Source organism: Ilyomonas limi (genome assembly GCF_005233845.1).
Taxonomy (GTDB): Bacteria; Bacteroidota; Bacteroidia; order Chitinophagales; family Chitinophagaceae; genus Ilyomonas; species Ilyomonas limi.
On record NZ_SZQL01000017.1, the window covers coordinates 87,163 to 110,852 of the forward strand.

Sequence of the window (23,690 nt, forward strand, 5' to 3'; positions counted from 1 at the left end):
CAATAATTTCTTCAGATTATTTATATTAATTTGAATCTGGCCAGCAATCAGGTCTGGACAAACAGCCCAAAACTGTTTGATTCATTTCCGCCTTACCGGTGTTTTTTGTTATAGCTACGTCCATTTCCTTGCGAATCTATAATTACAACCGAATCCGCCTCCGGAGGAACTTCAACTGTTCGGGATGATTGGGACAGGTAACCTGAACCGTAATAGAATTCGAGTTTTCTTTTGCGGGAATCCTTTGTTATCAGCGAACCAAAGACATCCGTATGCTGTAATTTAAAAAGCGTCGTTCCTTGTGGGATTTTCTGAGAATAAGCAAGTAAGCTATCGGAATTGGAGGCTCCGGCAATCAGCGCCTCACCGCTTCCCGAATATAACTGTATCAACGATCTCGAATCGGAATTAATAAAGAAGCCGCTTTCAGAAACAGGGACATTTGCAAAGTTTCCTTTGCCATTTCCCCTTAGGTATAACCCGGTGAAAGCATCGTACCGCCCGATGGAAACATCGGGAGCGTACCAGTTTCCCGTAAGCAGACAGTCAAGATTTCCGTCATGGTCAACATCCCTGATAATAATGCCATTGACCGGAGCAAACTGAGCTTGTATTGGTAATGGCTTTAGTTCGAATTTTCCTCCTCCGAGGTTTTCTAAATAGGATGTGGAAAAGCAGGTGCTTTTTAAAACAGAAGCCTTCTTGTAAATTTCAGACGGGATGATATCCGTTATAGTTGCTTTTGCAAAGTCATTATACATAAAGAACTTTTTCCCTAAACGCGGCATTTGCCCGAGCATTACATCTTTGGATGACCAAGGATAATTTTTCCCCCCGTTATACCATGTTAGTATCGTATGAGGAATTCCACTTTGATCAAAATCACCGGAAATTAAAGTCAGTGGTTCGCTCATTGAGGCACGAAAAGGGTTGTTCAATCCCAGGTTTCCTATTATATAATCCATATCGCCATCATTGTCTATATCCCCGCCGGCAATACTGTTCCACCATCCAGAGGTCTCACCCAATCCCGCAGAAGCGGTCACATTGATTAACTTTCCTCCGACATTTTTAAAAATTGTTATGGGCATCCATTCACCTACAACCAGTAAATCTATCAGTGAATCATTGTCAAAATCCGTCCATAGCGCCGATGTTACCATGCCTATATTTTTCAGTCCACCGCATATCCGATCTGTCGCATTGATAAACTTCCCCCCTCTGTTTTCAAGAATATAACTTTCGGGTGCCAGTGGGTATTTTCCGGGAGAAAATCTACCGCCCACAAACAGATCTAGATCGCCATCCCTGTCAAAATCCGCAGCCGTTACGCAAGAGCCACTTGCTGTAATAACTGGCAGCGCTCCGGAATCCTTTTTAAAATTGCCTTTGCCATCATTTTTATAGAGTCTGTCCTGATAGAAGGCGGATCCCTCAGCAAACTCACTCCCCCCGCTCACGATATATAAATCCAAATCATTGTCGTTATCAGCGTCAAATAACAACGCTCCCATATCTTCATACTCTATGTCATGAGCAAAATCCTGTTTGGTGAAATGACCGGATTTATCCTGAAAATAAAAGCTTCCGGCATTTCCAGCGGAGCCTCCGATAAAGAAGTCGTCAAGTCCGTTGCCATCCACGTCTCCTGCTGCCATTGCAGGTCCCATGGTCGAGTACGTATGAGGCATTAATGGCTTAGATGTCAGGTCTGAGTACCTGTTTTCCTTGTGAAGGAACCGGATTCCCTTCAAAGCCGAAACCTCTGAAAAGATCGTCGGACTTTTATTAGGTTTTTCGTGCAACTTAACCGCAGCATCTTTCTTGTTGACTACGATGCGCTGATTAACAGGAACATCAACCAATTGCTGGACTTTACCATCCGGCCACAACACATTGACAGAATCAATCACATTGATATTTCCAAGTCCAAAATGAATCACGTTCGTTACAGAAGATTCATATCCGCGGTATAAATTATGTTCATAATATTGAATATTTCCCTGATGATATATCGTAACCTTTGTTCCCAGGCCGAATGTGTTCAAAGAGTCACCTACCAGGGAAATCTGCAGATAATTATTTTTTTTAGTTTTTTCTGACTCATTTCTGTAAATGAATGCTTCATCGTTAATGTTGTTAATCACCAAATCCAGGTCGCCGTCGTTATCAAGGTCGGCAAAGGCATCGCCATTCGAAAAGCTGGGCTGATCAAATCCCCAATCAACTGCTTTTGAGAATGTGAGATTGTGATTATTCTTAAAAGCATAATTGGGAAGCTTTACCCCCTGCTGTTTGTTCATGAGCTCAAGCAGTGTTTTATTGGCAGCTTTTGCATCCTGCAGCACCGTTTTGTTGTGGCTGTAAACGATGAAATCCCTATCAGTGATATCTTTCAGGTATCCGTTGGTAATGAAAAGATCCTTGAATCCATCGTTGTCGAAATCGGCAAATAAAGGACTCCAACTCCAATCTGTCTTATCTACACCAGCCAGTTGCGCAATTTCGCTAAAATGTCCATTTCCATTGTTGAGTTGGAGTGTATTCCTCATATACTGAGGCTCGTATCCTCTTTCGAGCATGAAATCGAAGTTTTCATTGGTCATGCTTCCCAACATCATCTTTTGTCTATAGTTATCTTCAGGAAGCATGTCCACCACTACAATATCCGGGTGTCCATCATTATTAAAATCGGAAACATCAGCCCCCATTCCGTTATAGCTCTCATGCTTTAGGTACGCTCTTATTCTGTTGGTAAAAGTTCCGTTCTGATTATTAATGTACAGCAGATCGTTGCTACTAAAGTCGTTGGAGACATATATGTCTGGCCAACCATCTGAGTTAATATCACTGATTGCCACACCTAATCCATATCCTTCTATCTGTATTCCTGCCTGTGCGGACACATCTGTGAATGTGGGGTGTCCATTGCGAATATTTCCGTTGTTCCTGTATAATTTATCCGTATTTCTGCCCTCGCCATGCTCTTTTATGGGGTCGATATTATTTACTGTTTTCGGCGAATGATCATGTGTTAACAAGTAAAGATCTAAATCCCCGTCTTTGTCGTAGTCAAAAAAGGCGGCTTGCGTGGTGTACGCGGTATCTGCTATACCATAGGCCTGAGCTGACTCTGTAAACGTGTTGTTTCTGTTGTTAATAAATAACTGGTTTGCCCGATCACCCGGAATTTTACTTCCAGCCCGACAAACGTAAATATCTAAGTAACCATCATTGTTAATGTCAACAACAGCTACCCCGGTACACCATCCTTTTGTAGTGATGCCTGCTTGTTGAGTAATATCCTGAAACTGGAAATTTTCCTTGTTTAAATAAAGCTTTGATGTAACCATATTGCCGGTAAAAAAAACATCTGTTAATCCATCGTTATTGATGTCTCCCACACCAACACCACCGCCGTTATAGAAGTACATGTATTCCAGAATATTTAGCGAATCGCTTTGCGTAATAACATTAGAAAAAGTGATCCCGGTTTCATTTGAAGGAAGTAGTTTGAATAAAGCGTTAGGCTTTTGACTATCAGATGTACAACCTGACATGAAAAGTGTTAAGATGATGAATAAAGAAAAAATGAGTCGCAAAGCAATATTCATTTCAGAAATAATTATAACGCATTTGAATGTACCTATATTCTATAAAATAAGTTTTCAATTCCGTACCCTATACAACGTTGGTTCGAATGGTTCTGAATCCTGACTCTTTATTTTCTTCCGGGAAAACGCAGTTGTATGCCATTTTAAACTCATAAAAACTGCCCTGTTTTCCCAACTGATCGAATCGGTTTTCACGAATAGTCCAGAGAATGAACTGCTAAATGAGAAAAGCGAAACAATGCCAAAGATGACCTTAAACATAGCCTTCAAAGTTCTCCTGGACAGGATGCTATTTTTAATAGTCTCTCAAATTCTCTTTTTCCACTATACGGATGTATAAAATAGTATGGAATTTTTATGTAAAGAGAGGAGTTGAACGAAACTACGCTTGTTTAGATAAAAGTTGTATAAATGGTGAATGATTAAAAACACAGGGAGTATAACTCATTCCATTGAAAGCGATTTAAGTATGCAGAAGCAGGATAAATGTAATTACCGGAATAGCAACAGATAACGCCGTAATTCTACAACATTTACAACTATTCCATTTTATAGCATTGGTAATTGCAGTACTGTATGTCCTTACCAAGTGTAGTTGCAAGAGAAAAAAAGTACAATTACAGCGCAACTTACGAAGCCTCCGTTGTGAAGTGCAGCACAACTTCCTGTTGAGCAGGCTGAATAGTAAATTCATCCGGACGCTTGCCTTTGGTGAAACTGCCATTGGCTGCCACAACAGCGTATTTCATTCCTTCGAACATAGCATTCATACGATTGCTGGCAATGCCTGTGAACGGTAGCTTTTTACCAGCAGCGGCAGCAAAAGAAAGATACCAGCGAAATGAATCATTACCCTGTAATGACATAGATATGGCATCTTCACTGAATTGCACAGTAAGCTTGCCCGGTACATTCTGCAAAGGCCAAGATATAAATAGCTTACCCGGTACACTATCCGATATAGTAGGTATGCCACCTGTAATATCTTTTTCTACGCCATTGATAAGACTTTTGAACCGGAGTCCGGCAAAGAAAGTAGTATCGCTCCACAAATAGCCATCTACCAGGGGTAAGGTATAAAACTCGCAATCGTTGGTGGTAGCAACCTCGGTTTCGTAACGCGATGGTAACTCCTCGCTGAATAAATGAATATCGCGAAAACGCAGATGACCATTTTCCCAAAGCAGATTAGCACGATAGAAGCGGCTGTTAAACCAAACAGTTTTCTTGTTGCTGCCAGGCAGATCGTGGTTGATGGTAACAGCCGTTGCAGGCGTAATCTTGAATTGTGAGGCGAACCACGCTCCCGACTTCGCCAAGGTTTCTACACGTATCTTTTTTTCATCCCGCAGACGTTCTATAAGCGGAAACTGTATTTGCAGTCCTTTTGCCATTGCATCCCATGTAAAGGAATTCTCCTGCCCGGCCTGTGCATACGAAAACGCCATATTAGCACCACTCACAAACTCATTAAAAAACCAGCGCACCCATGTAGAATCACCTCCCGCACGCGGATATACCGGTTCCAGTGTAATAACGCCCTGCCTGTCACGTGAGAGATTATCGTCGTATTGCCGCACAGGATCGCTGCCCAGCATACGGAAGACAGGAACCGGAATCGCATTAGCCTGATGTTGGGCTGGCATATAGGCGTTAAGCTTACTAGGATAATAAGCACCATTCCAATAGCCGCCCCAAAGTGTATAACCGTCGGTACCGTACTGGTCTTTACAGTTTGCCGAGGCTACAATGTGATAATGATTGTACATATAATACAGGCTATGCGCATCAATAAACCAGGAAGCCACCGATTTAGGATAATAGCCAAATATCTGTTTAAAATCTTTCATATAGGTATCAACCAATAGCTCGCGTTCGCGCGGTGTGTAGCCGGTGGAGAAGCCTATATTGGCACGCCAGTCCCATGGATAACGTCCGCGCCATACCATACCGGCGTGCTCTACCAAGGGTTGCGGTATCTCCCACCAGGCACCAATTTCAAAGCTATCGCGTGGAAGCGTTTTAAGCAGCTTTTGATAGCGCGGGTCCATCAAAGCATCGTACTGGAGTAGGAAGGTGCCGCCGAGGTGGTACTGCCGCATAAGTTTGATTTGGTTAACGACTGTTTGATACAACACATCCTGGGTTATGGCAGCATCACGTGGTTCCAGCAGGCGAATAAAGTTGACAATATTGACTATTCTGGGCGACTGGCTATGAGCATAAATGCTGTAAAAAATAAAGAACAAAGCGGTAAGTAATTTTTTCATAGGCTTGTTGATGCGGAAGGTTCAAATATAATACAGCGCTCCTGCAGGAGCGCAACAATGTTAGCAATCACATTTATTTTGGGGGATATTGCGCACTTGCATTTTTCAGGTTAGTGCAATTGTGAAAACAACAAGCTATATTCAATTAAAAGTCACTGTACCCACTTGTGCTATGTTTTAACTATATCCAGAATGCCTGCCTTATCCGCTCCCAATCCTGTGAATTCAAAAAACTCATTGAGTAGTTTAAATTCTGTCCTGTTTGTCTCTCTCCTTTATCTGCACAGGAAAAAAATTCTTTTGCATAAAATCATTGTACAACGTAAGGTTGCTTGCACTAAACAAGCCATTTTTTGTAAATTCGCAACACTTGATCCATTAGTTTCGAACCCAGTTTAAATTCTGTTTTTATCAGAATTCTTTTTTTTGGTAGAATATTAAAGAGGCAATTCCTCCCGGTTAACAATCCTTTCAGCAACATACTTATTTTGTACAATTTGTTTCTTAATAGTCCGAGTGAATTCTACATAATTTTTATCACTTTTCATTCAGGTGTATTTTCAGGAGTAAAATGCCTCTTCAGGCCAACATCAGGAGTACCGGCATACATTCCGGATAGCATAGTATAATAATGCCCTTACTTTCCCTACATTTGAAACAATATTACACCTCGATTCTGCCAATCATGAAAACTCTGGTAAGTTTACTTGTTATTCTTTTATATGCAGCGCCAATAGCAGCGCAGTCCCCATCTGCGAAAGATACGGCTGCTCCCGTACAGCAGTTACAGCAAAGAAAAAGCGGACGCCCAATAGACCATCTGCCCAAAAACATAGAAGTCCTTACCGGCTTTGGCGAGCGGGCCGACTTTTCACCTGATAATAAACGGGTAGCTTTTATGGCAAAAAGCTTTGGCGATGCTATGGTGATTGATCTGGCTACCCGCAAAATTACCTGCCTCACCTGCCGCATACCTGCGGCTGCCTTCCTGCGCGTGATGCACCTTGTATCGGGAGATTATATCCTTATTGGTCCGGAGAAATTCGAAGATATTAACGTCAGCCGCTCCCGCGATAATGAACTATGGTATTTAAGTAAAGAAAAAGGAGCAAAGCCTGTAAAGTTTGGTATAAAGATGAGTGAAGGAGTAGCTGTCTCTAAAAAAGGGATGAAGATCGCCTTTTCGCAGGTGCATGTACAAGCACCCGAATTGCCCGAAGGCGCCTCGCGCCTCATTGTAGCCGATGTGGATACTGCCGGTGGCACGCCGAAGATTGTGAACCGAAAAACGGTGTACCAAAGCCCCGACCGGAATTGTACCATCGAAGCACAGGACTTTTTTGATAATGATACTAAAATGACTTTTACCTGTTATGAGCCCAATGGCCTGGCTTCGGTAATGACCATAGACCTGCAAACAGGTGCTGTTACCAATCAGTCTAAAGCACCAGGCTCGTACAACGAATGTGAAGGTATCTTCCCTGATGGAAAATACACGTGTGTGGAAGCAGACCGCCAATGTGAGTGGCTGGGCGGCAAACGTGGTGCGGGCAATATTGACATCTGGAAACTACAACTGGATGGTACAGGAAAGAACTTTGTGCGTCTTACGCATTTTAATGATTACGAAGGCGGTAAAGCTTCTAATCCCGTGGTGTCCACCGATGGAAAATATATGTGTTTTCAGTTTGCCAATACTGCCGATCCTGCAGGCGTAGGATATGGACTGCTGTTGTATAAGTTTAAGTAAAAATATACTAAAAACATTAAGGTAACGTGCCTGCACAGGCATCGGTTTACGGGTAGTTTTTTAAACCGCTACCTGAATATCGTGCTCTTCGGGGTACGCTATGATATTACTTCGGAGAACGGAACGGATACCTGTTTCTTCAATGGTTATTTATGCTGCTGCGAAAAGTGTATTTTAGCACTTTCCTTTACGCTAACATAAAAACTATGAACATTACACTTCAACAATCCGAAAAAGTTATTAAAGCTGCCTTCCAAAAAGCAACAGATATTAAAGTACCCATGAACATTGCTGTAGTTGACAGGGGCAGCAATCTCGTGGCATTTATACGTATGGATGGCGCCTGGCTTGGCTCGGTAGATATTGCTATAAAAAAAGCAAGGACTGCGAACTTTTTTGATATGAACAGTGGCGAAATAGGCAAGCTGTCGCAACCGGGACAGCCGTTGTATGGCATTGAAGTCTCCAATGGCGGATTGATCTCTTTTCCGGGTGGTGTAGTGCTGAAAGATGCGCAAGGCAACATTATTGGTGGTGTGGGTGTAAGCGGTGGAGCTGTAGAACAGGATCATGAAGTGGCAACTGCAGGCGCCGCAGCATTATAAGTTAAATTGGACTACCGTATTTTGATATATTTCTTCTCTGCAATATTTCCCTTTGAGACATTGCAGCGGTTGTAAGATAAGTGCATTAAATTTATTGGATAGTACTTATTTCAACTTGCACCCGCTGTCCTGCAATGTCCCTTAGCTATCCACACATAAGTTGTAAAAGCAGAGATTGCGGAGAAGAAAGAAATTGCACGTAGTTTATTACTCCTGTTTTGACTTAAAGTTATAAGATAAAGGGAGGATACTTCTGTATCCTCCCTTTTACAAAAATGCTATTGTTATACTGTTGTATTCAAAAGTCAGGCCTCATATTATTTGTTTATATCAGCTATCTTATTTTACTACTATCAGTTGCTTGGTTGCTGCCGTTACACCATTTACAATAAGGCTATAAGTATAAGTGCCGCTTCTTAATTCGGCGGCATTCAGTTGCACCTGACCGCTGCTTGTTGCTTTTACAGATTTTATTAAGTTTCCACCGGTACCATAAATATTGATTTGTGCATTGGCGCCTGCAGGTATGGCGTACTGAATAGTTGTAGTACTGCTAAAGGGGTTAGGATTGTTTTGCTTCAGTACAACACCTGCTAAGTTATTGCTCACATCATTCTTACCGTTAGTACCAGCTACTGCTTTCAATGCTTCTTCCAGTTTGGCAACACGTTGTTCAAGTGTAGTTATTATTTCCTGCTGTTCCTGTATAGCTTTTACAGCAATTACCCCAAATATTGAATAATCCATCGAGAGGTAATCGTCTGTACCATCGTTTTTACCACTTTGTGCATATACTGCTTCCGGAAAAATCGGCTGTACTTCCTGTGCAATCAAGCCCATATATTTACGTGCATTAGATGCGCTTTGCGTGTTAAAATGATAGAGCTTCGGACTTAGTTTCATTACCCTTTCCATTACATTGTCCATAGGCACAATATCTTTTTTCAATCGCCTATCAGATGGTGGTGTGTACGCACCCGAGGTACCATCAATCGTAGCTACATGTGATCCATCGTTGGAGAACCAAAGATCATCGGTTGTTGCAGAGTAAATATTCCAGCTAAGCCCTGCAGCAAAACTGTTTTTAAGCGTAATACCATTCGAAATAAAACCGTTGGTATGTACCAGGCTAATGTCAGAAACAGGAGATGGTGTGTTTACGCCAAATTTTGCACCGGCAACAGTGGTTCCGTTAAATATCAAATTACCTCCATTGTTATTGAGCGTTAATGTAGAAGCAGCGCCGTTGTTTCGGGCAATGATTTCATTATCGTCTATCACTACATTGAAACCGGATATAGGTCCCGAAACAATAAAGCCATTGTTGGTTAAGCTGGCATCTGATCCGCCTACAACATGCAATTTAGTAGCAGGGGCAGTAGTGCCAATACCTGCATTCCCGGCAACAAACAAACCATTAGCTGGAGGAATGGATGAACTGCCGATAGAAACACCTCCGCCATTGTCCACATACAGTTTTGATGCACCATTGACTTGTACCCTGAAAGGATTTTGCCCTGCAACAGTGCTGTTGATATGTACCAGGCTGTTAGGTGCCGGCGTACCAAAGCCCCATAAACCAGTATTGGTCATTCTGCCGCGTTCGGTGTTGAGTGTTTCAAAAATTACAGAAAAATTGTTGTTAGAGCCAAAGCTTCTGTTTCCGGGCAGATTATTACCGTTTATTGCCCATTGAGCCAGTAGTTGCATGTTACCAAACAGCAACAAGCAGAATAATGTAAATAAAATTTGCTTTTTCATATAGATATGATTTGTTATGAAGAAATGTTTTATACAATAAATGTCTTAAGGGTAATGACTGATTAAAGAAGCACACGCTAAGGTGGAATGTCATAGCTACTGTATAATTTATTGACAGTACAGTGTATTATAATATATAGAATATGGAGCATACAGATGTTTGTAAATTTTATGATCAGGAAGATGGCTTGGTAACTTTTTTATGCCTTAATTGTTCTATTACGTGCCGGTAAAAACAACTTAATACAAGTGCTGCCTGGGAATGAAATTGACTACTACCCTATTTTTTTTTGATAATGTCTGAAGTATAAAAACTCAAAAATGTAAATGTTCAGTCTGCTTTTATGAACATTTAAAAAGGTTACTATTGAGAATTTAAAGGATACCTGAATAATTTGGATTCATAATGATGCAGGCATTCAACCATTACTTTGACGTATAAGCATAGCCCCAAATATTTTGTAGTACATATACATGCTTTATATATACTGTATGGGTGCCTTTTGTAGAAGCTTTGGAGGCATATAAAAAATGTACTATCAATTACTTACTGCGATAGCATACTGTATAGAAAAAGCATTTTCCAGGTATTAATTTTTCTATTTTGGCTATATTATGTAATTCATTCTCAACAAGGCTGGCGTTAAGATATCCGGGACGTTAGTGTGTTGATATTGTGTTTGCTATGGCTTTATGAAGGTTTGTTTTCTGGCGATCTTTATTAAAAACAACTAACGTTGCATCAAATGATCAATTCCTTGATCTAAGGTAAATAAAATAATTGATTTCCCTTTTATTTTTCTTCTCCCTTTTTCTTCCCGGTATTAAGCGCAGCGCACCTCGGAGTAAAAGATAAAAGCTGATCTCTCTATCTCTTTATTTATAACTGTTCACCTCCACTATTGCATGATGTTGTAACGAAAGCTTCCCAATGCTAATATGACGTTTAATTCAAGAATATTTTCAAACCCAAAATTCACTACAAAATCCAAATATTTACCCTATATTGAATCGGTTTTGTGCAGCGCCTTGTGGGTGCAGCAATGCAGCTATGATGAAACAACCAGACTAATGCCATTCATTCGCTTTAATCTTATACTCCTGCTACTCAATCTTGCTGTTTACGGGTTGTGTCAACCTCCGGAGCAGTATGCTTATACTCATTACAAGTTATCAGACGGGCTCGCCTCCAATGTGGTCAACAACATGGTGCAGGATGAAAGCGGTTTTCTGTGGCTGGCTACCAACAATGGCCTGCAACGTTATGATGGCAACAATTTTATTACCATCAACAGCGATACTGGTGATGTCGCCGGTCTGCCTTCCGATGAAGTAACCGAGGTGTACCTCGACAAAAGAGGCAATCTTTGGGTCGCCACGGCCGATAACAAAGTGGGCATTTTTAACACACACACCTTCCGGTACACCGAAGTACCCATCAAACAATGGAGCCGGGAAAAAGTACATGTTGACAAACTCTTCATCGAAACAGCTGACAACCGGCTGCTGTTGCAATTTCGCAAATCCAACAAGCTTTTTCAGTACGATACCCACGCTCATGCTTTTGTACCTTCTACCTACTTTCCCTTTGTTAACAGCCGGAAGATCAACTACATTGTTTATGACCAATGGCGACAGCGGTTTATTTGCTCCACCGATTCTGGTCTTCTGGTATATAATCCAAAAACAAGTGTTGCAGCATACGACGATCACAATCCCGAAGGAGACCCGCTTATAACACAATACAAAGGCGAGCGATTTTTCAATTACCTGTATATGGATGCGGCGCACCGGCTGTTTGCCGAACAATGGCTACCAAACAATACGCATCCTTCGCTGCATCTTTTCGACTTTAAAACAGGCGTGCAAAAAAAGTACGACCTGCAAAAGGAGTATGGACTTAGTTACCACCAGATAAAGGGCTTTTTGCAACAGCGGAGTGGAAAGCTCTGGATATTCGGACTTCCTTTTTTAGCGCGGTACACAGGTAGTACCGAGCCTTTTTCTTTTTTGAAGAAAGATTACAACAAGGAGCAGGAACCGAAGTTTAATATCGTGTACTCTTTGTTTGAAGACCGCCAGCACAACATCTGGGTGTGTTCCGATAATGGTGTTTACCAGTTTAATCCAGATGCGCAGCTTTTTCACAACTACACGCTTACCACCCCCAAACGCTTTACTGTGGAAGGCCGCTCCCAATCGCTTTTTCAATGGCCCAATGGCGAATTGTGGGTTGGTTACCGCGACCTTGGTATTTTTTGTTACGACCGCCACATGCTCCCTTTGCCGCTCCCTGCATCCCTTGCTTCTTTGCGGGAAGGGAAATCGGTGTGGGACATGCACCTGCACAGCAAAACCGGGAAACTCTGGATTGCGCTGCGGGGTGGTCAGTTAATTATTTACGATACCACAACAAAAAAGGCACAATTACTGGCACCCGAACCAATGGCACAACGTGCCATTACACAAATCATCGAAGACAACCAAGGCAACCTCTGGTTGGGAACACAGGGTGGCAACCTGGTGAAATGGGACTATGCGGCAGCGGGGAAAAACATCGCTGCAGGATTTTCTTTGGTGAAAAAATGGGGGGTTATTGAAAAACTCTTTACCGACAAGAGCGGGTATGTATGGGTAGCAGCCGAGGCTGAAGGTCTTTTAAAAATAGATCCCCAAACAAACAAGGTGGTAGGACAAATTAATGCAGCCAGCCCGGCAGGCTATGCGCTTTGGAACAACAATCCGAAAGACATGCTGCAATACAACGATAGTTTGCTGGTGGTGGCTTCCGGCGCTTTGAACATCATTAACCTGAACACGCTTCGCGTACAACATATCAGCCGCTATGATGGGCTTCCATCCAATACTGTGCAGAGTGTGGTAAAAGATGCTTCGGGAATGCTTTGGCTGGGAACGCTGAATGGATTATGCCGTACCGATATAGCTAAACATACTTTTACTACCTATGACCAACGCGACGGGCTGATGAACGAAAGCTTTAACGTAGCCGGTGCACACAACCTTTCCAATGGCAGGCTCCTGTTTATGACGGCAGAAAGTTTCTTGATCTTCGACCCCTCTTTCATACTACGAAAAGACAGCTTCAACACGCCCTTCATCACCGACTTTAAACTAATGAATTGTCCGTTGCTGGTGGATTCTTTGCTGCGACTAAAAAAAATAAAACTGGACTATAATGGCACCAACATGATGATCGAGTTCAGTGCGTTGAACTATAACAAACTGGCAAAGCTGGATTACTATTACCAGTTGCAAAACTTTGATACCGCCTGGATTAAAAGCGATGACAGGCACCAGGCGATTTATACGTATTTGCCACCGGGCAATTATCGCTTCAAGGTGAAAACGAAAAATATAGAAGGCATTTTCAGCCCGGCAATCACCTACTTTTATATTTCAGTAAATCCGCCGTTCTGGAAAACATGGTGGTTCTACTCTGCCATTATTGTGAGCATCGGACTGGTGCTATATCTCCTCGACAGGGAACGGATGAAACGTCTTGCCACTCTGCACAATATGCGGTTAAACATTGCCAGCGAACTGCACCAGGATGTTAGCTCCACACTCAACAACATCAACATGCTTAGCCAGATTGCCAAACTGAAAGCCGAAAAAGACATTGTGCGCTCGAAGGAACTGATTGATGAAATCAGTGGTAAAAGCTACGACATGATTGTTTCGATGGATGACATCCTGTGGAGCATTGACCCGAACAATGACACCATGGAGAAAACCTTACTCCGCATCTTAGAACTTGCCAATACACTGGAAACTGCCTCTGGTGCTTCCATTGACATGGTGGTGCACGAAAAAGTAAAAGACCTGCGGCTCGATATGAAGGTGCGTCACGATTTTTTCCTCGTTTGCAAAGAAGCATTACAATACCTTGCCCAATATTCGTCCAATAAAAATATTATGGTAGATATTGACCTGGTGCGGACAAAAATTGTTGTAAAAATACTAAGCGTTGGTTCGGAGACCGAAGAAGGAATTTTGCAAATGCAGGAACTGCACAAGAACCTGACAGAACAAGCACGCGCTATGCAGGCACATTTAAATTTTGAAATGGGGAAACGGGATACGTCTATTGTCTTGACAATTCCGGTGAAGTAACATCTTTTATTCTACCGCAAAGTCTCCGTGGCATTGCGAAGGTCGGTTGCTAACATCTATGCGTACCATCTGGTAAAGCAATAAAAAATTCTTATACTCGTGAACCTTTACGCAGGTGTTCATAATAGCGGTACTTATTACAATTATATGGTCATGTTGTGCGCCATCATATAGCCAATTACCGCAAAAAAACTCCCGATTATTGCCATCACTATAATCCTTTGTCCCTCCGTTATTTCAATTACCTGTCCTTCCGCTTGGCCAGTATTGGCTTTCAGCTTGATAGAAACATTCCAGCCAATAATTGCATCAAACATCCCGATAAGGATATTACATGCTATGGCTATATCCATTGAATTATTTTTTGAAATAAAATAACCAATGCACGTGTAGATAGCAAAGGAAACTGGCGATAATAACCCGTAATTAAATTTGAGCTTTCTGGAAAGGATGGATCCAAAGGTGTCAAGCAGGGCGATTAATACGATACCTATTATTACGTAAATCAGTATGCTGTAGTTGATGAACATAGCTGCAATTGTAAATAAACTATGCAGATTTCACCTTAGAATGAGATTAAAATTGGGCTGACGATGATAGACATATTACTATAATCACATGTTTTTAACATTTTTCTTCAATTTATTTATGTTTCCAAAATCTCTTGCACCCGCCCTATTTGCCCATCTTCCAGACGCACCTTTATGCCTCTGTGATGTTTGGGCGAACTGGTAAGTATATCCTTTACAATACCTTCCGTAAGTATGCCGGTCCGTTGGTCTTTTTTAAGGACAATGTTTACCAGCATACCGCGTTTGATGTTTGCTCTTACTGTTCCGTCCATATGTGTTATTTAAATTTGTTTATGATAATACAGTCTTCATGCCATTAGCAATAAGTGCATTGTCTATTAAATATATTTAAACGCTATGGCTACCATTTCGGCAGGTAAGGCACCACCGTTAGAGAGCTATTGGCGGGTGTCCCACCCGACGAACACCTAAGTTGCTTAATTGATAATGTAATAAGTGCACTTTGCTATTATTGTTAAGTATTTAACCAGATAAAACTTTTTATCCAATCTGTGCCGGAGTGCAAAGTAAACGGATGAACTGAATTGTTATCTTTGATGGTATAAGCCATAATAATACGATGCTGGATATTGTAATAGAAGCACGCAAAGCTTCCATCGGCCATGGGCTGGATGTACGCAGAATACTGCCTTTCCGGTTACGCAGAATGGTAGGTCCTTTCATCTTTATGGATCATGCGGGCCCGGTGAATGTAGCACCACAGGCCCTGCCGGAAATGGATGTATTACCGCATCCGCATATAGGCTTATCTACAGTGAGCTATTTATTTGGCGGACAGGTAACCCACCGCGACAGTACGGGTGCCCAACAAATTATTCGCCCCGGCGAAGTGAACTGGATGACAGCCGGCAGCGGCATAGCCCACTCAGAACGGTTTGAAGACCCCGCAGCACTGGCAGGTGGTGCATTAGAAATGATACAAACGTGGGTAGCATTGCCTGAAAAGGATGAAGAAGATGCGCCTACTTTCAACAACTATAAGGTGAACCAGTTGCCCATCTTTACCGATACGGGTGTTTGGATGCGGCTGATAGCCGGTAATGCGTTTGGGCTCACTAATAGTGTACGAACACATTCTCCCTTATTTTACCTGCATGTAGTATTAAAACAAGGTGCACGCTTCGGCTTGCCGCAGGAGCATTCGGAAAGAGGAATTTACATCGCCAAAGGGACGATTGAAGTAGCAGGGAATCGTTATACTGCAGGGCAAATGCTGGTGTTCACCAAAAGTGCTGATCCCGTAATTATTGCAATGGAAGATTCCACGTTAATGCTCTTAGGCGGCGAACCTTTGGGGCAACGCTTCATCTGGTGGAACTTTGTATCTTCCAGAGCAGAACGCATAGAACAGGCAAAGAACGATTGGAAAGAAGGGCGCATTCTGCTGCCGCCTACCGATAACCAAGTGTTTATGCCGCTACCCGAAGATAAGTCAAAGCCCTCTGCAGGTCCTCCGCCTCAGGCACTTTCATGAGGATAGCGGTTTGATCAATTACTGTTTTTATGGTTGTAGAAATTCGTTATACCAATTAACTAAAGCAAGTCAGTTTCCGCAAAGTGGCTACTACCATTCGTTTGAAAGGAAAATTTATCACTTTTTGAATGGTTCATATTTCATCCAATCTACTTCCAACGCATACGGGTGCAGCGGCTTCTCTATAGCATTTGCATTGGTTTCAACCGACCATTCGTTGGTATGCCAAAAGTTCATCCGGTAATACGACGGATGCTGAGGTATGCCCCTTTGAGAACCCTGATAATCCCACAACACGATTTTCTCTCCTGTCTCCGGATGAATCATCCACCATCTGAGACGGTTGGAAAACCAGTCAAAGCCGTAAGTATAAAACTGAGCCGATGCATCATAACCATCAATAGCTGCAATTGTTTCGGGTACATTTTGAGCACCTGTTAAAGGAGTATTTTCACCTGTATGCCCCTCTCTATAAACGGTATTATATACAATGCCCTTGGCTAAATTGATGGTTCGCCCGATTCTTTTAAGTTGCCCTTCATAACCAGTCCAGGTGCCTATATACACAATAGAAGGATCTGCAACCAGCCATTCAAAATCTATTTCACTTAACCCGTACACACTATCCATATAGTAGGTGAAATAACCAACAACAGCACCGGTATTTGGTTGAATTGCTTTTACATCAGGAACCTTCAGCCGCGCTGTATATGTACCAAAATGAGTAAAATTATTGGATATAATTTCCGGACCACGCCCTGCACCGGCACTATCCGCAGGATCTATTTTAAACAGGAGCACATTCGAGCCTGGTTCTATTCCCTTAACACCGGATGTCCATTTAAATGGAGCTTTATTTCCGGTAGATCCATATCTGAAATTATGTAGAATAGAATCACTAAAATCTTCAGTAAAAGCGCCGGATAACTTTCCTTGTTGTGCATGAATAATACAACCAATAAAAAATAAAGCCAGTAGCAGCGTGGTTTGTTTCATGAAATGATGAATATTATGCTTTATACGAATGTAATACATTTTACAAGCTAAGACTCAACAAACCCTTCTCTCCTACTTTCTTGAACAGCCCTGGATTCGTTTGAAGAAGTACAAAATTTTTGGCTATGGAACGATAGTTTATTTTACCCACTTGCAAGATTTTCATCATGCTATTAATAACAAAAACGAACCTGCTGTTTTCCTATTAGAAAATCCACCGGATGATTTTAGGTTTTGTAAAATGCCTGTTGAGGTTATAACAGCCATTTTATTATATGAGCATTCAGTTATTCATGAAGCATATTCCTTGTAATCCTGTTTGCCGTTGCGCAACATTCTGCGAACAAACAGGTGGTTACAAAATTTGTAGCCTTTTATACAGCGCTTAACCTTAATCTATTTGTCTTCCAATATAAATTCTCCCTTCGTCAACCACGAAATACCAAAAGCCGTAAGTGCAAGAAATTCAAGAATTAATGTTGGCCTTATCGATTTAATATGGTCGTGAATAGCCGGAATACCGCTAACAGGAATACCAATGACACAAACAGTCATAATCACGCCGCAAATCCTGTAAACGCGATTTCTTTTCTTTTTCTGTGGTGTCATATTACCAGCGCTTCGTGTAAACAGAAAGATGGACATATATGCCAAAATAGCAAAGAAAATCCCGGAGGTAATATAGTGCAGCGTACTTATAATATCGCTCTTATCGCCGGTTGCAGAAGTAGGCAAAAAGGCAATGCCCAATGCAAATACGCCTGCCAGTTTGCTTGCCCACGCATCCTCCCAGGTGTAACCATTATAAGAGAGTAAAAACAACGAAATTCCACACACAATACCCACCAATGCGTTGCGCATATTGGTGTGATAATAAGCACTTACAGAGACTTGTATTTCATTGGTATGATCAAATATAAATGAACCTACTACCATTACAGGCACCAACGAAATGCCAAGCAGTCCTACTAACTTACGCAGGGTTAAGTAAGAAATCACCAGCGAATCGGGCCGTGTTGGGGTTTGCGAATCGGTTGCCATGATTAAGCAAGGGATTGAAATTCGGTATAAAAAACTCAACTAAAAATACAAAAGTTTTAAACGGCTGCACTCTTCTTTTTTAATCGGGCTACAAAATCATCTCGCTTAAAAATTTAAAATCTATACTACAAAAAATAACAAATACACAAGCCTGTGTACTTACATGCACAGGCTTGTTATTAATAACTTATATTCTTTCAACTTAAGCCGCTTCAATCATAGCACCCGCAGCAATATTTAAAAAGTTGGGCAAAATATGGCTGTAGGTAAACATGATTTTATCCGGATCATTCAATTGTTCAATCATGCTTTTCCACTTAGCCTCACCATGATTTTCAATTACACTTTTCTTTTTATCTTCTGTTTGCAGGTGCATGCTCATACCAATTGCATCTGCCTCCGGGTGAAACTGTGTACCAATAAAATAATCATTAAACCGTATAGCCATCACCGCACGGTCGTAAGGTACATGCGGCCGGTCTTTTTCTATTGCTAAAATTTGCGCGCCCATTTTTTCTATCACCTCATCATCAGGCTCCGTTACCTGATAGCTCCGGCTGTCCACTGCATAAAACGGATCCTGTAAACCATCAAATACCGGCTCATTACTGGCAGCTTCGGTCATGTGCATAGGAAATACGCCGAACGACATTGATTTCCGCTCCGATACTTTAGCCAACCCATAATAACGGCAAGCCAGTTGGTAACTATGGCAAATAAAAAATACATGTTTTTTAGGGTAATGATTAACATCTGTATTATAATCTTCTACCGCCTGAATCCATTGGCAAAATTGTTTATCCCATGCCTCATCCACACTCTCCAATGGCGAGCCGGGGCCACCACTGGAAATGTATATATCATATGATAAATCAGGCAGTTCAGTCTTTTGCCGAACATTAAACTCATCCAACTGTATATTGTACTGGTGCAATGTACTCCAATGCTTTATTATCTCTCTTATGCAACGCATACCCTGATTAGCATGACCATCATTCATATCCAATACTGCAATCCTCAAATCCATGTGTTACTTATTTGAATAAATTACAAATTTACACTTTTTAGAAAAAAATACGTTTTGCTGACCAAAACATTAACCTCACTTACATAAAAAGTGAGCAAAAAGTACAACGTTTTGTAATGTTGGATGTGTGTAATCAAATGGTCTGATGATAGAAAAATGATGTATAAAATGGCCGGTATATTATCATATTTACGCGTAAAGAAGCATGCTCCAGATAAGCTTTCTATATGTTGCCTGTACGTACAAAAAAGTGCCACGGCGCTGTGGCGACGTAGCACATAATTACAACATATTTGCAAAGGCTTGCTTATAAATAGCTGAGGTTCGTTTCGGGTGTCAATGCCAGCAACGTATCATACATCAGCCGGATGGTGTTTTCTATATCATCTTTATGCAACATTTCTACCGTAGTGTGCATGTAGCGCAATGGTATAGAAATCAGCACCGACGGGCAGCCATCATTGGCATATGCAAAGCTATCCGTATCGGTGCCGGTACTGCGGCTTACAGCACGGTTTTGTATGGCAATATTATTCTTTTCTGCCACATCCATCACAAAGTTGAGCAGTTTGTTATGCACTGCCGGCCCATACGCCAGTGAAGGTCCTTTTCCGCAGGCCACATCGCCTTCAATCATTTTATTTATCATCGGCGTTTGTGTGTCGTGTGTTACATCGGTGATAATGGCAACGTTGGGTTTTATACGACGGGCAATCATTTCGGCACCGCGCAAACCAATTTCTTCCTGTACTGCATTTACAATGTATAAACCATACGGCAGTTGCTTGTTGTTTTCTTTCAACAAACGCGCTACCTCGGCTATCATAAAACCACCAATGCGGTTGTCGAATGCACGACCTATGTAATAGTTATTTGCCAGTTCATCAAAGCCTTCTTCATACGTAACTACCGCACCAACATGAATGCCCAAATCTTCCACTTCTTTCTTGTTTCTTGCACCGCAATCCAGCCACAGGTTTTCTACTTTGGGCTGCGGTTCTTTTGCATCATTATTACTTAAGCGCGTATGGATTGCCGGCCAGCCAAACACTGCTTTTACCAACCCTTTTTTACCATGTATCAACACCCGTTTTGCAGGTGCCACCTGATGGTCAACACCGCCGTTGCGTTTCAGATAAATCAAACCCTGGTCGTTTATATAATTTACAAACCAGCTTATCTCATCGGCATGAGCTTCTATCACCACTTTAAAAGGTGCATCGGGATTGATGATGCCTACGGCAGTACCATACGGATCTACAAAATGCGTGTTTATATAAGGCTGCAGGTAGTTGAGCCACATTGTTTGTCCCGAACTCTCAAACCCTACGGGCGATGGATTGTTGATATAATTTTTAAAAAACTGAAAAGAGGTTTCTGTGATAATCGTTTGCTTTTCATCCGGTTGCTTCTTATCTTTTTCTTTTGCCATTATGTATGTTTATATTCAATTTAAAAAGTGCAAAGTTAGTGGGGACTTTCATCAAAATAACACAACAGCAATAATGCCGCAGATTGCTTTTACCAGCAAAAGCCCGTCTATTACCGCAAGATAATAGAGAATTTTTTTGCGCTGTTGCAGCGACCATGCAACCATTGCCAATAAAAGGAACGGAATGCAATTAATAAGTATTTGTATAAAAGAATAGTTTTTATTAATGGTAAAAACAATAAACGCCATCATTCCTACAGCTATAAAAGGCAGCAACACATAATAAATGGATCTGCGCAAGCCGAAACGAACGATTAGCGTTTTTAAACGGCTATTATGATCGGCAGCATAATCTTTTATATCGAACATGATAGCAATAACAGTAGTAAACATAAAATTAGCTATAAAGAAAAAAGCTTCCTGCGCCGTGAAGTGAAATGCCGTATTTTCTTCAATGCTAAAAAAAAGGAGCGGATAAACTGTAACAGTGCCGGTTGCAACAAAGCCAATAACAAAGGGCTTTAACTTGCCATAACTGCGAAGATTGAATTTGCGGCGCGGAAAAATTAAAATGCCATAATACATACACGCCAGCGAAGGAAAAATAAGGATAAGCAACCAGCTTGCTGCTGATAAAACAAGCAAGTGATGGTAATAGTGGATTAAAAAATAAATAAGAATAACTACAGCAACTGTTGTATAAAATTTTTGTGCCGTGCGGATAAAATTGCGATGTTGCACGTACCACTGCGTGCGCACATTCGTACCTCTATAAAACTTTATTTCACTGGTGTAAGCATTGGTGTAATACACTTTGGTAAGCAGTACTACTTCAATAAAATATAACAGGTTGATGGAATGAAAGCCGTTCTGTACAAGGGTTTCGGCAGAAAGCATAGCAATACAAAGTCCTAAGAAATAATTTCCGAAGAAGAAGAATTGCCCAAGCTTTCTTACCAATACTATTCATTTAAAAGTTTGAGTGTGGCAGTTGTAACCGTATCACTTACATTACCTGCTTTGTCTTTCATCCAGAATTTAAAATAGCAAGAGTCGGTGCGTTGTTCGCAGCCGGAGATAATAGGATATGGGCTTACTGAGCAGTTGTAACAGTAATTAACATCTAACTCTACTTTTAGGTTTTTGCTGCCGGTGAAATCAGGAATTTTGTAAGCGCCCGGCCAGCCAACATTTGCATCGGGGCAACTGTAAGAAATTTTTTGTACCCACATGGTATCCTGTATGTCACCTTCCTTATCGGTAACATCAAATTTAAAGCTGAGATTCGCGCCACTTGGAAATGCCTCCCCATTTATGGATTGCAGCTCCAGCTGAGGTTTGGTGGTGTATTTATCTTTAGAGCAAGTTGCCATCAGCACACATACTGCAATAGTTGCTAATAAATAGGGTAGTTTCATTATCAGGTTTAATTTCGTTTCAAAATTATAACAAACAAATTTCCTTTTTAGTGTGAATCAAACTTTTGTTAACAATATTTTCAGCAACCCTGCTTTTGATGAAGCAACGTCTTTGGAATTGTTTCATTACCAGTACCAGTATAATAGGGTATATCAGCAATGGTGCACTTTACTCAATATCAATCCAGCCACAATCAGGGATATTCAACACATCCCTTTCTTACCCATTTCTCTTTTTAAAACACACAAAGTAATAACCGGCAATGTACAACCGCAAATGAGTTTTACCAGCAGCGGTACCACGCAAACCATCAACAGTCATCATTACATTCACGACATCAACATTTACAAGAAAAGTTTTACCAAAGCATTCTCTCTATTTTATGGCGATGTACAGGACTGGTGTATTATTGGCTTGTTGCCAGCTTATTTAGAAAGGACTAATTCATCATTAGTGTATATGGTGAACGATTTAATACAGCAATCGAAGCACGAACGGAGTGGTTTTTATTTGTATGATTTTGAAAAACTGCATGCCACTTTATTACAACTGGAAGGGAGAAAGCAACAAACGTTATTGATTGGTGTAACCTTTGCCTTGCTTGACTTTGCAGCCGCATTTCCTATGCAGTTGCAGCATACGGTTGTGATGGAAACCGGTGGCATGAAGGGCAGAAAAAAAGAACTCACCCGCAACGAAGTACATGCTATCCTTAAACAACAATTGGGTGTTAATGCCATACATAGCGAATATGGCATGACGGAATTGTTGAGTCAGGCTTATGCTAAAGCTGCCGGCGTATTTCATTGTCCGCCATGGATGAAAGTGTTAGTGCGCGATGAAGAGGATCCGCTGAAAATAAGTGTTTCGGGTAAAGGTATTTTAAACATCATTGACCTTGCCAATATAGAAAGCTGCGCCTTTATTGCTACCGACGATGCCGGGATTGTGCATGAAGATGGCTCTTTTGAAGTGTGGGGACGCGTGGACAACAGCGATATTCGCGGTTGCAGCTTATTGGTTGTTTAAAATTGTTTTTGTGAAATGAATGCAGTGTATATATTTGCACCCCTGACACAAAACCTTCTTTCAGGAAGGCTCTTTTGAATAGTATTGTAAATGCCCAGGTGGCGAAATTGGTAGACGCACTGTGTTCAGGTCGCAGCGCTCGCAAGGGTGTGCTGGTTCGAATCCAGTCCTGGGCACTTCTCAGCCTTGTAAATCATTGATCTGCAAGGCTTTTTTATTTGTGGTGTGCCAAAAAAGTGTCGCTTTTTTACGCTTTCTACTACTATTGTTTACACAATGCCAAAGTCTATTGTAAGCCGTAGTTTTTACGAATATTCTGAAATGAAGGTGCAACACTAGTCGCCTTATTGGGTAAATGACAAGCCTTACAGTTGTTGTCAAAAATTATTTTGTCAATGCTGTCCTGCTTTTGAAAAGATAGGTGACCCGTCCTGAAAAAAGTTGACTGGTTTTAGTTAATAATCCTGTTATTGGTTGATGAAGATAATACATCCTGAATAAGGTTGATTTTTTTGTTGTTTGCCCGTGCGTTGGCAAAAATATTT

The 23,690-nt window shown here is 41.4% G+C and carries 16 protein-coding genes and 1 tRNA gene; 6 read left to right on the top strand and 11 right to left on the bottom strand.

What is annotated here, in order from left to right; all coding sequences use genetic code 11:
- Positions 1 to 92: 92 nt before the first annotated feature.
- Both FC093_RS18680 and FC093_RS18685 read right to left on the bottom strand, forming a co-directional pair.
- Complete coding sequence (locus FC093_RS18680; RefSeq protein ID WP_137263332.1) at positions 93 to 3,614, bottom strand: VCBS repeat-containing protein; 3,522 nt, start codon at positions 3,612 to 3,614, stop codon at positions 93 to 95.
- 629 nt (positions 3,615 to 4,243) lie between these two features.
- Complete coding sequence (locus FC093_RS18685) at positions 4,244 to 5,884, bottom strand: hypothetical protein (protein ID WP_137263333.1); 1,641 nt, start codon at positions 5,882 to 5,884, stop codon at positions 4,244 to 4,246.
- A gap of 685 nt (positions 5,885 to 6,569) precedes the next feature.
- On the opposite strand from FC093_RS18685, the gene FC093_RS18690 reads away from it, so the two are divergent.
- Entirely contained in the window at positions 6,570 to 7,634 is a 1,065-nt protein-coding gene (locus FC093_RS18690; protein WP_137263334.1) for a TolB-like translocation protein, read from the top strand.
- 206 nt (positions 7,635 to 7,840) lie between these two features.
- Positions 7,841 to 8,239, top strand: coding sequence for a GlcG/HbpS family heme-binding protein (locus FC093_RS18695; RefSeq protein ID WP_137263335.1), 399 nt, complete (start codon positions 7,841 to 7,843; stop codon positions 8,237 to 8,239).
- Between the two features lie 339 nt (positions 8,240 to 8,578).
- Here the strand turns inward: FC093_RS18695 and FC093_RS18700 are convergent, their stop codons facing one another.
- Entirely contained in the window at positions 8,579 to 10,000 is a 1,422-nt protein-coding gene (locus tag FC093_RS18700; RefSeq protein WP_137263336.1) for a tail fiber domain-containing protein, read from the bottom strand.
- A gap of 1,071 nt (positions 10,001 to 11,071) precedes the next feature.
- On the opposite strand from FC093_RS18700, the gene FC093_RS18705 reads away from it, so the two are divergent.
- Positions 11,072 to 14,134 (top strand): ligand-binding sensor domain-containing protein, encoded by a 3,063-nt coding sequence (locus FC093_RS18705; RefSeq protein WP_170971152.1) that lies wholly within the window; start codon positions 11,072 to 11,074, stop codon positions 14,132 to 14,134.
- 143 nt (positions 14,135 to 14,277) lie between these two features.
- Here FC093_RS18705 and FC093_RS18710 read toward each other — a convergent pair whose 3' ends face one another.
- Positions 14,278 to 14,487: a hypothetical protein gene (locus tag FC093_RS18710; protein WP_137263338.1), complete on the bottom strand. Its 210-nt coding sequence runs from the start codon at positions 14,485 to 14,487 to the stop codon at positions 14,278 to 14,280.
- 293 nt (positions 14,488 to 14,780) lie between these two features.
- Positions 14,781 to 14,978 (bottom strand): YwbE family protein, encoded by a 198-nt coding sequence (locus FC093_RS18715; RefSeq protein ID WP_137263339.1) that lies wholly within the window; start codon positions 14,976 to 14,978, stop codon positions 14,781 to 14,783.
- A 308-nt stretch (positions 14,979 to 15,286) separates the two neighbouring features.
- On the opposite strand from FC093_RS18715, the gene FC093_RS18720 reads away from it, so the two are divergent.
- A complete protein-coding gene (locus tag FC093_RS18720) occupies positions 15,287 to 16,201 on the top strand; it encodes a pirin family protein (RefSeq protein WP_137263340.1) in 915 nt (304 codons plus the stop codon).
- A 117-nt stretch (positions 16,202 to 16,318) separates the two neighbouring features.
- Here the strand turns inward: FC093_RS18720 and FC093_RS18725 are convergent, their stop codons facing one another.
- The 6 genes from FC093_RS18725 to FC093_RS18750 all read right to left on the bottom strand — a co-directional run bounded on the left by FC093_RS18725 (position 16,319) and on the right by FC093_RS18750 (position 22,115).
- The gene (locus tag FC093_RS18725) at positions 16,319 to 17,197 is read right to left on the bottom strand and encodes a glycoside hydrolase family 16 protein (RefSeq protein ID WP_137263341.1); all 879 of its coding nucleotides are present in this window, start codon (positions 17,195 to 17,197) and stop codon (positions 16,319 to 16,321) included.
- A 396-nt stretch (positions 17,198 to 17,593) separates the two neighbouring features.
- Positions 17,594 to 18,238 carry a DUF998 domain-containing protein gene (locus tag FC093_RS18730; RefSeq protein ID WP_137263342.1) on the bottom strand — a complete coding sequence of 215 codons (645 nt, stop codon included), beginning with the start codon at positions 18,236 to 18,238 and terminating at the stop codon, positions 17,594 to 17,596.
- A 202-nt stretch (positions 18,239 to 18,440) separates the two neighbouring features.
- A complete protein-coding gene (locus FC093_RS18735; RefSeq protein ID WP_170971153.1) occupies positions 18,441 to 19,265 on the bottom strand; it encodes a type 1 glutamine amidotransferase in 825 nt (274 codons plus the stop codon).
- Between the two features lie 307 nt (positions 19,266 to 19,572).
- Positions 19,573 to 20,697, bottom strand: coding sequence for a M42 family metallopeptidase (locus FC093_RS18740; RefSeq protein ID WP_137263343.1), 1,125 nt, complete (start codon positions 20,695 to 20,697; stop codon positions 19,573 to 19,575).
- A gap of 51 nt (positions 20,698 to 20,748) precedes the next feature.
- The gene (locus FC093_RS18745) at positions 20,749 to 21,657 is read right to left on the bottom strand and encodes a UbiA prenyltransferase family protein (protein ID WP_137263344.1); all 909 of its coding nucleotides are present in this window, start codon (positions 21,655 to 21,657) and stop codon (positions 20,749 to 20,751) included.
- A 2-nt stretch (positions 21,658 to 21,659) separates the two neighbouring features.
- Positions 21,660 to 22,115 (bottom strand): hypothetical protein, encoded by a 456-nt coding sequence (locus FC093_RS18750; protein ID WP_137263345.1) that lies wholly within the window; start codon positions 22,113 to 22,115, stop codon positions 21,660 to 21,662.
- 52 nt (positions 22,116 to 22,167) lie between these two features.
- Here FC093_RS18750 and FC093_RS18755 point away from each other — a divergent pair, with 52 nt between their 5' ends.
- Both FC093_RS18755 and FC093_RS18760 read left to right on the top strand, forming a co-directional pair.
- Positions 22,168 to 23,145, top strand: coding sequence for a LuxE/PaaK family acyltransferase (locus FC093_RS18755; RefSeq protein ID WP_240743362.1), 978 nt, complete (start codon positions 22,168 to 22,170; stop codon positions 23,143 to 23,145).
- A gap of 92 nt (positions 23,146 to 23,237) precedes the next feature.
- Positions 23,238 to 23,321 (top strand) — tRNA-Leu (locus FC093_RS18760).
- Positions 23,322 to 23,690: the final 369 nt, after the last annotated feature.

Excerpts from the sequence above, each read along its gene's own strand:
- FC093_RS18680 (WP_137263332.1), bottom strand. The coding sequence starts at position 3,614 with ATGAATATTGCTTTGCGACTCATTTTTTCTTTATTCATCATCTTAACA.
- FC093_RS18685 (WP_137263333.1), bottom strand. The coding sequence starts at position 5,884 with ATGAAAAAATTACTTACCGCTTTGTTCTTTATTTTTTACAGCATTTAT.
- FC093_RS18690 (WP_137263334.1), top strand. The coding sequence starts at position 6,570 with ATGAAAACTCTGGTAAGTTTACTTGTTATTCTTTTATATGCAGCGCCA.
- FC093_RS18695 (WP_137263335.1), top strand. The coding sequence starts at position 7,841 with ATGAACATTACACTTCAACAATCCGAAAAAGTTATTAAAGCTGCCTTC.
- FC093_RS18700 (WP_137263336.1), bottom strand. The coding sequence starts at position 10,000 with ATGAAAAAGCAAATTTTATTTACATTATTCTGCTTGTTGCTGTTTGGT.
- FC093_RS18705 (WP_170971152.1), top strand. The coding sequence starts at position 11,072 with ATGCCATTCATTCGCTTTAATCTTATACTCCTGCTACTCAATCTTGCT.
- FC093_RS18710 (WP_137263338.1), bottom strand. The coding sequence starts at position 14,487 with ATGGATATAGCCATAGCATGTAATATCCTTATCGGGATGTTTGATGCA.
- FC093_RS18715 (WP_137263339.1), bottom strand. The coding sequence starts at position 14,978 with ATGGACGGAACAGTAAGAGCAAACATCAAACGCGGTATGCTGGTAAAC.
- FC093_RS18720 (WP_137263340.1), top strand. The coding sequence starts at position 15,287 with ATGCTGGATATTGTAATAGAAGCACGCAAAGCTTCCATCGGCCATGGG.
- FC093_RS18725 (WP_137263341.1), bottom strand. The coding sequence starts at position 17,197 with ATGAAACAAACCACGCTGCTACTGGCTTTATTTTTTATTGGTTGTATT.
- FC093_RS18730 (WP_137263342.1), bottom strand. The coding sequence starts at position 18,238 with ATGGCAACCGATTCGCAAACCCCAACACGGCCCGATTCGCTGGTGATT.
- FC093_RS18735 (WP_170971153.1), bottom strand. The coding sequence starts at position 19,265 with ATGGATTTGAGGATTGCAGTATTGGATATGAATGATGGTCATGCTAAT.
- FC093_RS18740 (WP_137263343.1), bottom strand. The coding sequence starts at position 20,697 with ATGGCAAAAGAAAAAGATAAGAAGCAACCGGATGAAAAGCAAACGATT.
- FC093_RS18750 (WP_137263345.1), bottom strand. The coding sequence starts at position 22,115 with ATGAAACTACCCTATTTATTAGCAACTATTGCAGTATGTGTGCTGATG.